Annotated in this window: 13 protein-coding genes; 12 read left to right on the top strand and 1 reads right to left on the bottom strand. The window is 70.6% G+C overall.

The window, feature by feature from the left end:
• The first annotated feature begins 117 nt into the window (after positions 1-117).
• From CYL12_RS16095 to CYL12_RS16120, 6 genes are read left to right on the top strand one after another with little or no spacing between them, the layout of a single operon-like run.
• A complete protein-coding gene (locus tag CYL12_RS16095; RefSeq protein WP_199399155.1) occupies positions 118-807 on the top strand; it encodes an HAD family hydrolase in 690 nt (229 codons plus the stop codon).
• A 2-nt stretch (positions 808-809) separates the two neighbouring features.
• Complete coding sequence (phnD, locus tag CYL12_RS16100; protein WP_101848856.1) at positions 810-1,799, top strand: phosphate/phosphite/phosphonate ABC transporter substrate-binding protein; 990 nt, start codon at positions 810-812, stop codon at positions 1,797-1,799.
• 22 nt (positions 1,800-1,821) lie between these two features.
• Positions 1,822-2,625, top strand: coding sequence for a phosphonate ABC transporter ATP-binding protein (gene phnC, locus CYL12_RS16105; protein ID WP_101848857.1), 804 nt, complete (start codon positions 1,822-1,824; stop codon positions 2,623-2,625).
• On the top strand, positions 2,622-3,449 hold the full coding sequence (phnE, locus tag CYL12_RS16110) for a phosphonate ABC transporter, permease protein PhnE (protein WP_101848461.1): 828 nt from the start codon (positions 2,622-2,624) through the stop codon (positions 3,447-3,449). The genes phnC and phnE (CYL12_RS16110) overlap by 4 nt, the downstream gene beginning before the upstream one ends.
• Entirely contained in the window at positions 3,446-4,261 is an 816-nt protein-coding gene (phnE, locus tag CYL12_RS16115) for a phosphonate ABC transporter, permease protein PhnE (protein ID WP_101848462.1), read from the top strand. The genes phnE (CYL12_RS16110) and phnE (CYL12_RS16115) overlap by 4 nt, the downstream gene beginning before the upstream one ends.
• Complete coding sequence (locus CYL12_RS16120; RefSeq protein WP_101848463.1) at positions 4,248-5,102, top strand: MurR/RpiR family transcriptional regulator; 855 nt, start codon at positions 4,248-4,250, stop codon at positions 5,100-5,102. Before phnE (CYL12_RS16115) ends, CYL12_RS16120 begins: the two co-directional genes overlap by 14 nt.
• 123 nt (positions 5,103-5,225) lie before the next feature.
• On the opposite strand, the gene CYL12_RS16125 is transcribed toward CYL12_RS16120, so the two are convergent.
• Positions 5,226-6,734: a PucR family transcriptional regulator gene (locus tag CYL12_RS16125; protein WP_101848464.1), complete on the bottom strand. Its 1,509-nt coding sequence runs from the start codon at positions 6,732-6,734 to the stop codon at positions 5,226-5,228.
• Positions 6,735-6,827: 93 nt separating this feature from the next.
• On the opposite strand from CYL12_RS16125, the gene gabT reads away from it, so the two are divergent.
• From gabT to CYL12_RS16155, 6 genes are all read left to right on the top strand, one after another.
• Entirely contained in the window at positions 6,828-8,189 is a 1,362-nt protein-coding gene (gabT, locus tag CYL12_RS16130; RefSeq protein WP_101848858.1) for a 4-aminobutyrate--2-oxoglutarate transaminase, read from the top strand.
• Between the two features lie 89 nt (positions 8,190-8,278).
• Positions 8,279-9,661: a flavin monoamine oxidase family protein gene (locus CYL12_RS16135; protein WP_101848465.1), complete on the top strand. Its 1,383-nt coding sequence runs from the start codon at positions 8,279-8,281 to the stop codon at positions 9,659-9,661.
• Positions 9,661-10,545: a universal stress protein gene (locus CYL12_RS16140; protein WP_101848466.1), complete on the top strand. Its 885-nt coding sequence runs from the start codon at positions 9,661-9,663 to the stop codon at positions 10,543-10,545. The genes CYL12_RS16135 and CYL12_RS16140 overlap by 1 nt, the downstream gene beginning before the upstream one ends.
• Positions 10,545-12,101, top strand: coding sequence for an APC family permease (locus CYL12_RS16145; RefSeq protein ID WP_101848467.1), 1,557 nt, complete (start codon positions 10,545-10,547; stop codon positions 12,099-12,101). The genes CYL12_RS16140 and CYL12_RS16145 overlap by 1 nt, the downstream gene beginning before the upstream one ends.
• Positions 12,102-12,115: 14 nt before the next feature.
• Positions 12,116-13,582, top strand: a complete 1,467-nt coding sequence (locus CYL12_RS16150) for an NAD-dependent succinate-semialdehyde dehydrogenase (RefSeq protein WP_101848468.1) — start codon at positions 12,116-12,118, stop codon at positions 13,580-13,582.
• A 25-nt stretch (positions 13,583-13,607) separates the two neighbouring features.
• Entirely contained in the window at positions 13,608-14,972 is a 1,365-nt protein-coding gene (locus CYL12_RS16155) for an NAD-dependent succinate-semialdehyde dehydrogenase (protein ID WP_101848469.1), read from the top strand.
• Positions 14,973-15,001: the final 29 nt, after the last annotated feature.

The following is a 15,001-nucleotide window of genomic DNA, read 5'->3' on the forward strand; positions in this document are numbered from 1 at the left end:
GCGTTCACCATACGGGAGTGATGTGGACGGACTGTTCATGGGGTGTTCACGCGCCGTGGGCGTTCTGTCCACCTCCATTGGACATGGTGGACGAAGCGTCCGCACAGAAGGAACCCCGTGACCACCATCCTCCTCTTCGATTTCGACGGCACGATCGCGCTCGGCGACGGGCCCGTCCTCGCCTATGCCCGGCACGTGGCCACCGCGCTGGACGCGCCGGAGCGCTTCGTCCACGACATCCGCACCGCGCTCGCCGCCGCGGGCCCCGACGCCGTCGACGGTTATGACGTCGTCCGCCGCGCGGCGGACGGCCTGGGCGCCGACCGTGCCGTGCTCAGCGCGGCGTACCTGGCGAGCCGCGCTCAGCTCGCCACGGCAGCGGCACCGGTCACGGTCCCGAGCGGCCTGGTCGCGTTCCTTCGGACCGCCGGTTCCGTGGCGGAGCGCGTGCTGGTGACCAACGCCCCCGCCGTGCGCCTTCCGGAGGCGCTGGAGCACCTGGGGCTTGCCGGGCTGTTCGACCGCATCGTGACCGACGCCCGGAAGCCCGCGGGGATGGAGAAGGTCCTCGACGCGCTGCCGTCCGGCGCCCGTGTCCTGAGCATCGGCGACATGTGGCGCAACGACCTCGCCCCCGCACACGCTCGCGGCCACGCCACCGCGCTGATCGGGGGTTTCGCCGACCCGGCCGCGAGCCCGACTTTCCGCGCGGCCGACTTCGCGACGCTCGCCCCGCAGCTCGAAGCCTGGCTGCGGACCACCGACTCCTCCGTTCCGTCCACCTCACCCACCCCCATCGAAGGATGATCATGCGAACCTCCCCCTTCCGTCGCCCGGCTCTCGGCCTCGCCGCCGCCGGCGCCCTGCTGACCGTCGCGCTCGCCGGATGCTCCGGCACCGCCGCCGGGTCCGACCCGACCACCGCCCCGGCCGAGGACCCCGACTCGCTGGTCCTCGCCCTCGTTCCCTCCCAGGACCAGGACGGTCTCGTCGAGACGGCCGCCCCGCTCACCGACTACCTCACGGAGGAGCTCGGGATCGAGGTGACCGGCGTCGTCTCGAAGGACTATCAGGCCGCCGTCGAGGCGATGGGCGCGGGGCAGGCGCAGATCGGCTTCCTGCCGTCGCTGCAGCTCTGGCAGGCGAACGACATGTACGACGCCTCCGTCGTGCTGCAGACGGAGCGCAACGGCAACATCACCTACCCGGCGCAGTTCATGACGAACAACCCCGACAAGTACTGCGAGGACGAGCCGGTCGCCCGCGACGGGATGCTGTTCTGCAACGGCGCCGACGCCATGACCGGACCCGCGGGTCTCGACAGCATCGACAAGGTGAAGGGCGCGAAGGTCGCCGTCCTCGGCCCTGGATCCCCCGCCGGTTACATCTACCCGATCCTCGCGCTGCAGGAGGCCGGCCTGGACACGGATGCCGACATCGAGCAGATCCCGGTGACCGCGAACGACGCGTCCGTGCTGGCGGTCTACAACGGCGACGCGGAGGTCGGCTTCAGCTTCTGGGACGCCCGCACGATCGTGCAGAAGGACACCCCCGACGTGGGGGAGAAGGTCGTCGTCTTCGCCATGACCGAGGAGATCCCGAACGACGGCGTCGCCCTGTCTGCCGACCTGTCCCCGGAGCTGCAGGAGCGCATCACGACCGCGCTCGAGGAGTTCTCGAACACGGAGGAGGGCTCGACGATCCTGGAGAGCATCTACTCGATCACCAAGCTCGCACCGGCCGACCCCGCGTCGCTCGACGTCGTCGCCCGGGCCGCCGAGGCCCTGGGGCTGCAGTAAGTTGTCCGCTCCGCATCACCCGGTGGACGTCGCGGCTCCGGCCGCGGCGTCCACGCCGTGGTCCATCCGCCTCGACGAGGTGACCGTGCGGTACCCGAACGGCACGGTCGGGTTGAATCGTGTCTCGCTGGACATCGCCGCGGGCGAGATGGTCGCCGTCGTCGGGCTCTCCGGATCGGGGAAGTCCACGCTCATCCGCACGATTAACGGCCTGGTGCCGGTGACTTCCGGCACGCTCGACGTCGGCGGGCACCGCGTGAGCGGCGCCTCGCCGCGCACGCTGCGCCGGCTCCGAGGCGACATCGGGATGGTCTTCCAGGGGTTCAACCTCGCCGGGCGCGCCAGCGTGCTGCAGAACGTGCTCGTCGGGCGCCTGGCCCACACGCCGCTGTGGCGCACGCTCCTCGGCGCCTATCCCGAGGCCGACCTGCAGCGCGCGTACCACGCGCTCGACCGGGTCGGGATCCTGCCCAAGCTGCACGCGCGGGCCTCCGATCTGTCCGGCGGCCAGCAGCAGCGGGTCGCGATCGCTCGCGCTCTGGCCCAGGAGCCCCGCATCGTCCTGGCGGACGAGCCGGTCGCGAGCCTCGACCCGCCCACGGCGCACGGCGTGATGAACGATCTGCGCCGCATCAACCGCGACCTGGGCATCACGGTGCTCGTCAACCTTCACCTGCTCGACCTCGCACGCGAGTACGGCGCCCGGATGATCGGCATGCGCGCGGGCGAAGTCGTCTACGACGGCCCCGCGGCCGGCGCCTCGGATGCGGACTACGAGAGCATCTACGGCCGCTCGCTCACTCCGGACGATCGGCTCGACGGATGACCGCCCCTGCCGTCGCCCCGAGGAGTGCATCGGTGCCGCTCGACATCCCCGCGCGTCCCTCCGGCGCCTGGAAGGGACCCGCTGTCCTCGCGGGTGTTGTCGCGGTGACGGTCGTCATGTGTCTGCCCGGCATCGGCATCGGAGTCGACCTCGACGCGATCGCGCGCAACTGGCAGAACGGCGCCGACAAGGTGCTGAAGCTGCTGATGCCCGATTGGTCGTTCTTCCCGCGCACGGTCCCGCCACTGATCGAGACCTTGCAGATGGCGGTCATCGCCACGGTGATCGGTGCCGTCGTATCGCTGCCGCTCAGCTTCTGGGCCGCGCGGGCGACGAACCCGAACACGGCCGTGCGGCTGGTCGTGCGAGGCATCCTCAACGTCGTCCGCAGTGTTCCCGACCTGCTGTACGCCGCCATTCTCGTCGCCATGGTGGGCGTCGGTGCCCTTCCCGGGATCCTGGCGCTGGTCCTGTTCAACGTCGGGATCATCGTCAAGCTCGTGTCCGAGGCGATCGACACGAACGACCGCGGCCCCCTCGAAGCCGGCAGGGCGGCGGGTGCGACGCAGAGCCAGATCAACCGCACGCTCGCGCTCCCGGACGCCTGGCCCGCCTTCGCGAACCAGACTCTCTACGTCTTCGAGCTCAACGTGCGCGCATCGACCGTGCTCGGACTGGTCGGCGCGGGCGGGATGGGGCTGCTCATCGACGCCGTCCGTACGTTCTACCGTTACGACCAGCTCTCGCTCATCATCCTCGAGATCCTCATCGTGGTGATCGTGATCGACGTCGTCTCCGACGCCATCCGACGGAGGCTCGTATGACCGTCCCGCTCACCGCCGTCCCCGCTCGGCCTCGTCGCCCCTGGCTCATCGTCGGATGGGGCCTGGTGACCGCCGTCGTCGTGCTCGCCTTCTGGTCGATCGACATCTCCTGGGCGCGCCTCGCTGACCTCCCGGCGGAGATCGTGCGCTACACCGTGCTCATGTTCGGCGATCCGAACTGGGAGAAGCTCCCGGAGGCCCTGGGGCAGACATGGCGGAGCATCGAGATGGCCTGGGTCGGCACCGTGCTCGGCATCCTCCTCGCGACGCCGTTGAGCCTGCTGGCCGCCCGGGGCTTCGGGCCGGTCTGGCTGCGCAGTCTGCTCCGCGGACTGTTCTCGCTCATCCGCGCGGTTCCGGAGATCATCATCGCCATCGTGATCCTCTCGGTCACCGGTCTCACGCCCTTCACAGGAGCCCTGGCCCTCGCGCTCAACGGCATCGGCACCCTCGGTAAATGGGGCTACGAGGCCGTCGAAGCCGTGCCCCGGGGCCCCATCGAGGCAGCGCGCGCGGCAGGCGGCGGCACCCTTCAGGTGCTGCGATGGGGAGTGTGGCCGCAGGCGGAACCGGCGTTCTGGTCGTTCTGGCTCTACCGCTTCGAGATCAACGTGCGCTCGTCGGCCGTGCTGGGCCTCATCGGCGTCGGGGGGATCGGTGACATGCTCACCTCCTACACCCAGTACCGTGAGTGGTCGACGGTGGGTGTCCTGCTCATCGTGGTGGTCGTGGTGACGATGCTGATCGACGCGGCATCCGGCGCGATCCGCCGTCGGATCATGGAGGGAGCCCGAGCCCGTGTTCGCGCCTAGTGCCCCGCCGACCGTCCGCATCGCCGCGGTCCGGAACACCCTGCAGCCGGCGGAGCGCCGGGTGGCCGAGCTCATCCTGGACTCCGCCGACGCCGTCGTGGAATGGACCGCGCAGGAACTCGCCGACCGGGCCGGTGTCGGCCGCGCCACCGTCGTCCGCGCGTGTCAGGGCTTCGGCTACCGCGGCTACCCGCAGCTCCGGGTCGCGTTGGCCGCCGAGCTCGGCGGAGGGAGCGGAGACGCGGCGGTCGATCACGGGCCCGGTGTGCTCGGGCGGATGCGCGGCGAGATCGACCGCGTGGCCGCGTCGCTCCCTGCGCTGGCGAGCCTTCTCGACACGGCGAACGTCGACGCAGCGGTCGCTGCGACCGCCTCCGCGCGGCGTGTGCTCGTCCTCGCCAATGGACTGTCGTCCCCGATCGCGAGCGACTTGGCGATGCGGCTCACCGCGGCAGGACGACCGGCGGAGTTCATCGCCGACGCGATCGCCCAGCAGATCGCGGCCCGGCACCTCACGGAGCAGGACGTGTGCGTCATCGTCAGCGGTTCCGGAGCCAACGAGGCGAGTCTGCGCGTGGCGACCGCCGCCGCCCGTGGCGGTGCGACGGTGATCGCGCTGACGTCGTTCGCGTCCTCCGCGCTGACCGACGCGGCGTCCCTTTCCCTGGTGATCGCCCCCACAGGGGTGAGCTTTCGCGAGGAGCTGCAGCACGCCTCCCGCGTCGCCTTCCTCGTGTTCGCCGAGGTGTTCGCGGCGGCCGTCACCTCCGCCCGGGGCGATGACGCGGTCCAGGCCCGGGTGCACGCCCTCGAGGTGGTCTCCGACAACCTCGACGGCTGAGACGACCCGGTTCCGCCTGCACGACCTCGGTCCGTGTGCACGACCGGATGGGCTGATCCGTCGTGCAGGTGTCGTGGGGTCGTGCAGGTGACGCGCGGAGAAACGGGGACGGAAGGGGCCGGGTCAGTCGCGGGCGGTCTGCAGCAGCGCCCACACCTCGGCCCGGGCAGGGAAGGTCGTCAGGTCGGCCCCGAGGAGAGCACCGGCATGGGAGACGCGGGAGCGCAGGGTGTGGCGGTGGATGCCGAGAGCGGCGGCGGCCTGCTCGGCCCGCGCGTCGTGGTCGAGCCAGGTGCGCAGCGCGTATTCGAGCGCGGTGCCGTGCGTGGCGTCGTGTTCGCGGAGGGGGGCGAGTCGCGACTCCGCGACGAGGCGGGCCTCATCCGTGGCGAGGGCGGTGAGCAGGCTCGACCCGACCGTGTCGGCGTAGTGCACGACGCCATCCGTGCCCGGTTGCCGGAGGGCGACGAGCGCCTGGGCGTGCGCGCGGGAGAAGGCGTCGTACCCCTCCGGCGCCGAGACGCCGACGCGGGCGCTGAAGCGCGTGGCCGCGTCATCGAGAAGAGCCTCGTCGGCCGCGGACACGCAGATGACGACGCCGTCCTCGGAGTCCGCGAGGAACGCGGGCGTTCCGTGCTCGACGCGGCGGCGTTCCCACCAATCGAGGAGCGGCTCCGCCGGGGCGTCTCCGGTCACGGCGACCACCACAGGGGCGGGGGGAAGGCTACCGAGCACCCGGCGCGCGAGGCCGGGGTCGTCGCCCAGGAGCGACCGCAGCAGCTGGGTGTGCAGCCGTCGTCGGCCCCGAGCGAGCTGCTCGCTCTGCTCTCGCGCGAGTCCCGCCATCGCGATGACCGAGGTGACGACGGCCCTGGCCTCCTGGTCGAGGGCGTCGGCCGCCACGGCGATCACGCCGCGCAGGTGCCCGCCACGGCCCACGGTGAAGAGCATGAAGGTGTGCGCATCGAGGGTGAGGGACTGCCCAGCCTCGAGTCCGCGGTCGAGGATATCCCGGACCCGCGCCGCCAGTCGCTCGCGGATGTCCGCGGAGACCGCATCGCGAGGGTGGGCGACGAGCAGGTCGCCCGCCGCGTCGAACATGCCGGCCCAGGCTCCGAGACGACGGCCGAGCTCGGTGACGATGGCGTCCAGCCCGCGCGGTCGGAGCGCGGCGAGGGCGAGGGCGCGCTGGGTGTCGAGCGCCCAGGTGCGCCGGGCGTAGGCCTGCGCCGCGATCGCCTCGGAGTGCGCGCGGGCCACGGCGATGAACGGCGTCCGGTACGGCACCTCGAACAGCGGGATGCCCTGGTCCGCACACGCCGCGATGAGCTCGTCCGGGGTGCCGGAGCGATGCACGTCGGTGCCGAACCCGAGCCCCAGCACCCCGCGCTCCGCGAGGCGCACGACGTAGGGGGCGATGTCCTCCGCGTCGTCGAACTGGGTGCCGGTGGTGAGGAGGACGAGGTCTTCTGCGAGGAAGGGCGTCGGATCCGCCAGGTCGGAGCTGTGGACCCAGCGCAGCGGCCGGTCCAGCGCACCCTCCGGCAGATCAGCGATCGCGGAGACGAGACGCAGGTCCAGATCGCGGCGCCGCAGCAGAGCGGACAGCGTGGGTGGATCGGTCGGGGCCATGCGATCTCCGGTTGTACGAAGCGGCGAAATCAATTCTCCGATTGTACGCCCCGGCGAATGCGAGCGTCTCCGCTGCCGCCGTACGCTCGCGACATGGCTCTCCTCGACACCGCAGCACCCGCAGTCCCCCTCGGCGGCCCCGACCTCCCCCAGGAGCGTCGCCTCGTCACGGAACTCCCCGGCCCGCGCTCGGCGGAGGTCCTCGCCCGCAAGGCGGACGCCGTCGCCGCCGGTGTCGGACACACCGTGCCCGTCGCCGCCGTCGCGGCCGGGGGAGGGGTGGTCGTCGACGCCGACGGCAACTCGCTCATCGACCTCGGCTCCGGCATCGCCGTGACCACGGTCGGCAACGCGCACCCGAAGGTCGCCGCGGCCGTCGCCGCGCAGGCCGCGCAGTTCACGCACACCTGCTTCATGATCTCGCCGTACGAGTCGTACGTCGGCGTCGCGGAGGCGCTCAACCGCGTCACCCCCGGTGACTTCGCCAAGAAGAGCGCCCTGTTCAACTCCGGCGCCGAGGCCGTCGAGAACGCGATCAAGATCGCCCGCAAGCACACCGGTCGTCAGGCCGTCGTCGCGTTCGACCACGGCTACCACGGTCGCACGAACCTCACCATGGCGCTGACCGCGAAGTCGATGCCGTACAAGAGCGGCTTCGGTCCGTTCGCCCCCGAGGTCTACCGGGCGCCGATGTCCTACCCGTTCCGCGACGGGCTCGAGGGTGCAGAGGCCGCGGCCCGCGTGATCCTGCAGCTCGAGAAGCAGATCGGCGCCGACAACCTCGCTGCCGTCATCATCGAGCCGATCCAGGGCGAGGGCGGCTTCATCGTCCCCGCCGACGGCTTCCTCCCCGCGATCGTCGACTGGTGCCGCGCGAACGGCGTCGTCTTCATCGCCGACGAGGTGCAGACGGGCTTCGCCCGCACCGGCCACATGTTCGCCAGCGAGATCTTCGGCATCGAGCCCGACCTCATCACCACCGCCAAGGGCATCGCGGGCGGACTCCCGCTCGCGGCCGTGACCGGTCGCGCCGAGATCATGGACGCCTCGCACTCCGGCGGCCTCGGCGGCACCTACGGCGGCAACCCCATCGCGTGCGCGGCAGCGCTCGCGGCCATCGACGTGTTCGAGAACGACGGCGTCATCGAGCGGGCCCGGGAGATCGGCGAGATCCTCATCGGCCGCCTCACCGCTCTCCAGGCCGAGGACGCCCGCATCGGGGATGTCCGCGGTCACGGCGCGATGGTCGCCGCCGAGTTCGTGGACCCGGAGACGAAGGCCTCGGATGCCGCGCTCACGGCCGCCGTAGCCAAGGCGTGCATCGCGCAGGGCGTCATCGTCCTCACCTGCGGCACGTACGGCAACGTCATCCGCTTCCTCCCGCCGCTGTCCATCGGCGACGAGCTGCTGAACGAGGGCCTCGACGTCGTGGCCCAGGCGCTCGCCGGCGCCTGACACTGTCCGGTCGCGTCCCCGGATCGGGGGATTTCGGGACGCGACCGGTACTTCTTCCCCCGCATCCCCCGACGACGAAGGAGTTGCAGATGGCTGAGATCACCCGCGATGTGCTGATCGTGGGCGCCGGAGCCGCAGGGCTCACGGCGGCCAACGACCTGCGGAAGGCCGGACTGTCGGTCGCCGTGCTGGAGGCCCGCGACCGCGTGGGCGGCCGGCTGTGGACCGATGTGATCGACGGCGCCATGCTGGAGATCGGCGGCCAGTGGGTCTCGCCCGACCAGGACGCGCTCAAGGACACGATCGAGGAGCTGGGGCTCGAGACCTACAGCCGCTACCGCGAGGGTGACAGCGTCTACGTCGGCCCGGACGGCCAGGCCCACCGCTTCACGGGCGAAATGTTCCCGGTGTCGGCGGAGACCGAGGCCGTGATCGCCCGCATCACCGGCATCCTCGACGCCCTCGTTGCCGAGATCGACCCGGACAAGCCGTGGGAGCACCCGAACGCGGCCGAGTGGGACTCGATCTCCTGGGACGCCTGGCTGCGCTCGCAGACCGACGACGATGAGGCCGTGCGCAACCTCGCGTTCGCCACCGGCTCGGCGATGCTGACCAAGCCGACCCACGCCTTCTCGCTGCTGCAGTCGCTGCTCATGGCGGCCTCCGCCGGCTCGTACTCGAACCTCGTCGACGCCGACTTCATCCTCGACAAGCGCGTCGTGGGAGGGCTCCAGCAGGTGCCGCTGCGCCTCGCCGAGCGCCTGGGCGAGGACGTGCTGCTGAACCAGCCCGTCCGCAGCCTGGAGTGGTCGGATGACGGGGTCGTGGCGACCACCGATGACCTCACGGTGCGGGCACGGTACGCGATCCTCGCGCACGCCCCCATCCTCTACAACCGCATCTCCTTCGTCCCGCCGCTGCCGCGTCGCCAGCACCAGCTGCACCAGCACCTCTCGATGGGCTTCGTCATCAAGGTGCACGCGGTCTACGACCGCCCGTTCTGGCGCGAGCAGGGCCTGAGCGGCACGGCGTTCAGCCCGTACGAGCTGTCGCACGAGGCGTACGACAACAGCAACCACGGCGACGAGCGCGGCACCCTGGTCGGCTTCGTGTCCGACGCGAACGCCGACGGCGTCTTCGAGCTGTCCGCCGAGGAGCGCAAGGAGCGCATCCTCGAGTCGCTGTCGCACTACTACGGACCCGAGGCGAAGAATCCGGTCGTGTACTACGAGAGCGACTGGGGCAGCGAGGAGTGGACGCGGGGCGCCTACGCCGCGAGCTTCGACCTGGGCGGCCTGCACCGCTACGGCGCCGACCTGCGCACGCCCGTCGGACCGATCCACTTCGCCTGCAGCGACATGGCCGGAGCGGGGTACCAGCACGTCGACGGGGCGATCCGCATGGGCCACTTCGTCGCGGCGAACATCGTCGACGCCCGCCGCGAGGCCGGCGCTCCCGAGAGCATCGGCTGATGACCGGGTCGGTCGTCGTCGGCTATACGGCGACGGATGCGGGGGCGGACGCGGCGGCGCTGGGCGCACAGCTGGCGCGCAGCATCGGCGCGACTCTGCACCTCGTGATCGTGCTGCCGACCGAGGGCACCCGCAGCGCCGCCGTGCCGCCGGAGCGCGCCTACGAGGACGTCATCCGGAAGCAGGCGCGCAGCTGGCTGCAGGACGCGGTCGTGCGTCTGCCGCAGGAGCTCGTCCGCAGCGGTCACGTGCGTTTCTCGGAGTCGTTCGCGGAAGGGCTCATCGCCGCGGGTGAGGAGTTCGACGCCAGCGTGATCGTGATCGGCACGGCCGGTGGCGGACTCTTCGGCCGGCATCGGCTGGGCAGCGTCGCATCGGAGCTGCTGCACTCCTCGCCGATCCCGGTGGCTCTCGCGCCGGCCGGTCTCGCGCAGCAGGACGACCACGTGCTCCCGCGCGTCACCGTCGCCGTCGGCACCCGCCCCGGCGCGGAGGGTGTGCTCGACCAGGCCGTCGCCCTCGCCGGCGCCGCCGAGGTGAGCCTGCGCCTGGTGTCCCTCGTTCCGTTCGACGTGCCGCCGGGGCTCGACACCGGCGCGATCCGCCTCGCCGGCAGCGAGCACGCGCACCAGGTGCTGGCCGTGGCCGCCGAGCGGCTGCCGGACGGTCTCGGCGCCGTCGTCGAGGAGGCCCCCGGCGAGACGGTGGAGGACGCCGTCGCCGGGCTCTCCTGGCTCCCCGGCGAGGTCGTGCTCGTCGGCTCCAGCCGGCTGGCGCAGCCTCGCCGACTCTTCCTGGGCTCCACGGCGGCGAAGATGCTGCACGAGCTGCCCGTCCCCATGATCGTCGTCCCGCGTACCCGCGATGAAGCAGGAGACCGCTGATGAGCAGCACCAACCGGGCGACGGAGCCCGCATCCGGCGTCACGACCGGAATCTCGACGAAGGGCCTGAGCGCCGGCACCGTCGGCCTGATCGGCGCCGTCGTGATCGGCATTTCGTGCATCGCCCCCGCCTACACCTTCACGGCCGCCGTCGGCCCGACCGCGTCCGAGGTCGGCGCGCAGATCCCGGCGATCATCCTCGTCGGCTTCATCCCGATGCTCCTCGTGGCCTTCGGCTACCGCGAGCTCAACAACCGCATGCCCGACTCCGGTACGTCCTTCACCTGGGCCGCCAGGGCGTTCGGACCGTGGGTCGGCTGGATGGCCGGCTGGGGCCTCGTGGTCGCCACGATCCTCGTGCTGTCCAACCTCGCCGGCGTCGCGGTCGACTTCCTGTTCCTGCTGCTGTCGCAGATCACGGGGAACGCGGAGATCGCGGACCTCGCCGGCGTGACCTGGATCAACATCGGCGTGTGCCTGCTCTTCATGCTCGGCGCGACCTGGGTGTCGTACCGCGACATGCAGACCACGCAGAAGCTGCAGTACTGGCTGGTCGGGTTCCAGATCCTCGTGCTCGTGTTCTTCGCCGTCGCCGCGATCGTGCAGGCGGTGAGCGGCAACGGCTTCGACTACCAGCCGTTCGACCTCAACTGGTTCAACCCGTTCGCGATCTCGTCGTTCAGCGCCGTCGCCGCGGGTCTGTCGTTGTCGATCTTCATCTTCTGGGGCTGGGACGTCACCCTCACGATGAACGAGGAGACGAAGGACCCGGAGAAGACCCCCGGCCGCGCGGCGACCGTCACGGTGCTCACGATCGTCTCGCTCTACCTGCTCCTCGCCGTCGCGATGATCATGTTCGCGGGCGTCGGCACCGGAGAGCTCGGCCTCGGCAACGGCGACATCCAGGAGAACGTGTTCTTCCACCTCTCCGGGCCGATCCTCGGGCCGCTCGCGTTCCTCGTGTCGCTCGCGGTGCTGACGAGCTCCGCGTCGTCCCTGCAGTCGACCTTCGTCGGCCCGGCGCGCACCCTGCTCGCGATGGGCCACTACGGCGCGCTCCCGAAGTCGTTCGCGAAGGTCAGCCCCCGGTTCTTCACCCCGGGCTACGCCACCATCGTGTCGGCCATCGTGGCCTCCGCGTTCTACGCCGTGATGCGCGTGGTCAGCGAGGACACCCTGTGGGACACGATCCTCACGCTCGGGATGATGATCTGCTTCTACTACGGGATCACGGCGTTCGCCTGCGTCTGGTACTTCCGCAAGCAGTGGTTCGACTCCACGCGGAACGTCTTCTTCACCTTCCTGTTCCCCCTGGTGGGCGGCATCATCCTGGCGATCCTGTTCTTCACCACGCTGATCGACTCCATGGACCCGGCCTACGGCTCCGGGTCGGAGATCGGCGGCATCGGCATCGTCTTCATCCTCGGCATCCTCATCATCGTGGTGGGCGTGGCCGTGATGATCTGGAACGCCATCCGGCGCCCGGCCTTCTTCCGTGGTGAGACGCTGGGTATGGACGCTCCGCCCAGCCGCCGTCGTCGTCCCACGTCCGTCTGAAAGAGAGAGAATCCATGAGCACTCAGAACGAGCAGGCGCTGCTCGACAGCATCCCCACCGGCCTCTTCATCGGCGGTGAATGGATCGAAGGGGAGACCGGCGCGACCTTCGACGTCAAGGATCCCTCGACGAACCAGGTGATCCGCACCATCGCCGACGCCACCCCCGCGGACGGCATCCGCGCGCTCGACGCCGCCGTCGCCGCGCAGGAGGAGTGGGCTGCGACGGCACCGCGCGTGCGCGGCGAGATCCTCCGCCGAGCGTTCGACCTCGTGCAGGCGCGCAAGGAGGACCTCGCGCTGCTGATGACGCTCGAGATGGGCAAGCCGCTGGCGGAGGCCCGCGGCGAGGTCGCCTACGGCGGCGAGTTCCTCCGCTGGTTCAGCGAGGAGGCCGTGCGTATCAGCGGCCGCTACGGCCTCAACCCGGAGGGCACCGGGCACATGATCGTGTCGCAGCGCCCGGTAGGCCCGTCGTTCTTCGTGACGCCGTGGAACTTCCCGTTCGCGATGGCGACGCGCAAGATCGCGCCGGCCCTCGCCGCCGGCTGCACCGTGGTGATCAAGCCCCCGGCACTCACGCCGCTCACGACCATCTTCTTCACGACGCTGCTCGAGGAGGCCGGTCTGCCGAAGGGTGTCGTCAACGTCGTGCAGACCTCGAAGTCCAGCGCGCTGTCCGCGCCGATCATCGCCGACCCGCGGCTGCGCAAGCTGTCCTTCACCGGGTCGACCGAGGTCGGCCGCAAGCTCATCGCCCAGGCCGCCGAGGGCGTGCTCCGGGTGTCGATGGAGCTCGGCGGCAACGCCCCGTTCGTCGTGTTCGACGACGCCGACCTGGACAAGGCCGTGGACGGCGCGCTGGCCGCGAAGTTCCGCAACATCGGCCAGGCGTGCACTGCCGCCAACCGCTTCATCGTGCACAAGGACGTCGCGGGCGAGTTCGCCAAGCGTGTCACCGAGCGCGTCAACGGCATGAAGATCGGCCGCGGCACGGAGGAGGGCGTGGCGATCGGCCCGCTCATCGATGAGGACGCCGTGGCGAAGGCCGGCGAGCTCGTGGACGACGCCGTCGAGCGCGGCGCGACCCTGCTCGCGGGTGGCAAGGCGCTCGAGGGCACCGGCACGTTCTACGAGCCCACGGTTCTCACCGACGTGGTCCCCGGCTCCGCGATCCTCCGCGAGGAGATCTTCGGCCCGGTGCTGGCGATCGCGACGTTCGAGACGGAAGAGGAGGCCGTACGCCTCGCCAACGACACCGAATACGGCCTGGTCTCCTACGTGTTCACGGAGAACCTGCAGCGCGGTCAGCGGATGATCGACGCGCTGGAGACCGGCATGATGGGTCTGAACGTGGGTGTCGTCTCCAACGCGGCGGCCCCCTTCGGTGGCGTCAAGCAGTCCGGCGTCGGCCGCGAAGGCGGCTTCGAGGGCATCCACGAGTACCTGTCCACCAAGTACACGCTGATCCCGGTCTCCTGACCGGCACGGCAAGAGGAGGAGAGACATGACCGACTACGCCGTCGTCAACCCCGCCACCGGCGAGACCCTGGCGTCGTACGACACCTTCACCGACGCGCAGATCGAGGAGGCCGTCGCGGCCGCCGACGAGGCGCACCGCGAGTGGTCGCGTTCCACCACGGTCGCCGACCGTGCCGCGCTGCTGCGCCGTGCGGCCGAGCTGCACCGCGAACGCCGCGAGGAGCTGGCCGACATCTTCGTGCGCGAGATGGGCAAGCCCCGGGAGGCCGCACTGGGTGAGGTGGATTTCGCCGCCGACATCGCGGAGTACTACGCGGACCAGGCCGAGGACATCATGGCCGACCAGCCCATCAAGATCCTCGGTGAGGGATCGGCGATCATCCGCCGCTCCTCGCTGGGGCCGCTCGTGGGCATCATGCCGTGGAACTTCCCGGCGTACCAGATCGTGCGCTTCGCCGCGCCGAACCTGATCGTCGGTAACACGATCCTGCTGAAGCCCGCGCCGCAGTGCCCGGAATCGTCGAGTGCGATCGAGGCGATCTACCACGACGCCGGCTTCCCGAAGGGCGCGTACCAGAACGTGCTCGCCACGAACGACCAGATCGCGGCCATGATCGCGGACCCGCGCGTGCAGGGCGTTTCGCTGACCGGCTCCGAGCGCGCCGGCGCCGCGGTCGCCGAGGTCGCCGGGCGCAACCTCAAGAAGGTCGCGCTGGAGCTGGGCGGGTCCGACCCGTTCATCGTGCTCTCCACCGACGACCTCGACGCCACGGTGCAGGCCGGCGTGGACGCGCGGCTCGACAACAACGGCCAGGCCTGCAACGGCGCCAAGCGCTTCATCATCGTCGACGACCTCTACGACGCGTTCGTGGAGAAGTTCACGGCGGCGATGGCGGCCGTCGAGGCGACCGACCCCACCCTCGACGACACGGTCCTCGGTCCGGTCTCGTCGGAGGCCGCCGCGGAGAACCTGCAGAAGCAGATCGACACCGCGGTGACCCAGGGTGCGACGCTGCTCACGGGTGGCACGCGCGACGGGGCGTTCTTCGCACCGACCGTGCTCGCCGACGTGACCCCGGAGATGGACGTCTACCGCGAGGAGCTGTTCGGCCCCGCGGCCGTCGTCTACCGCGTCGCGGACGAGGAGGCGGCGGTCGCGCTGGCCAACGACACCACGTTCGGTCTGGGCTCCTACGTCTTCACGACGGACGAGGCGCAGGCGGAGCGGGTGGCCGACAAGATCGAGGCCGGCATGGTCTATGTGAACCTCGTGCTCGCGGACAGCCCTGAGCTCCCGTTCGGCGGCATCAAGCGCAGCGGCACGGCCCGCGAGCTGGGCCACCTCGCGGCCGACGAGTTCGTCAACAAGAAGCTGATCCGCATCGGCTGATCGTCGACCCACCCCCTTCCGGCCGAGCG

The organism is Zhihengliuella sp. ISTPL4 (genome assembly GCF_002848265.1).
GTDB lineage: Bacteria > Actinomycetota > Actinomycetes > Actinomycetales > Microbacteriaceae > Microbacterium.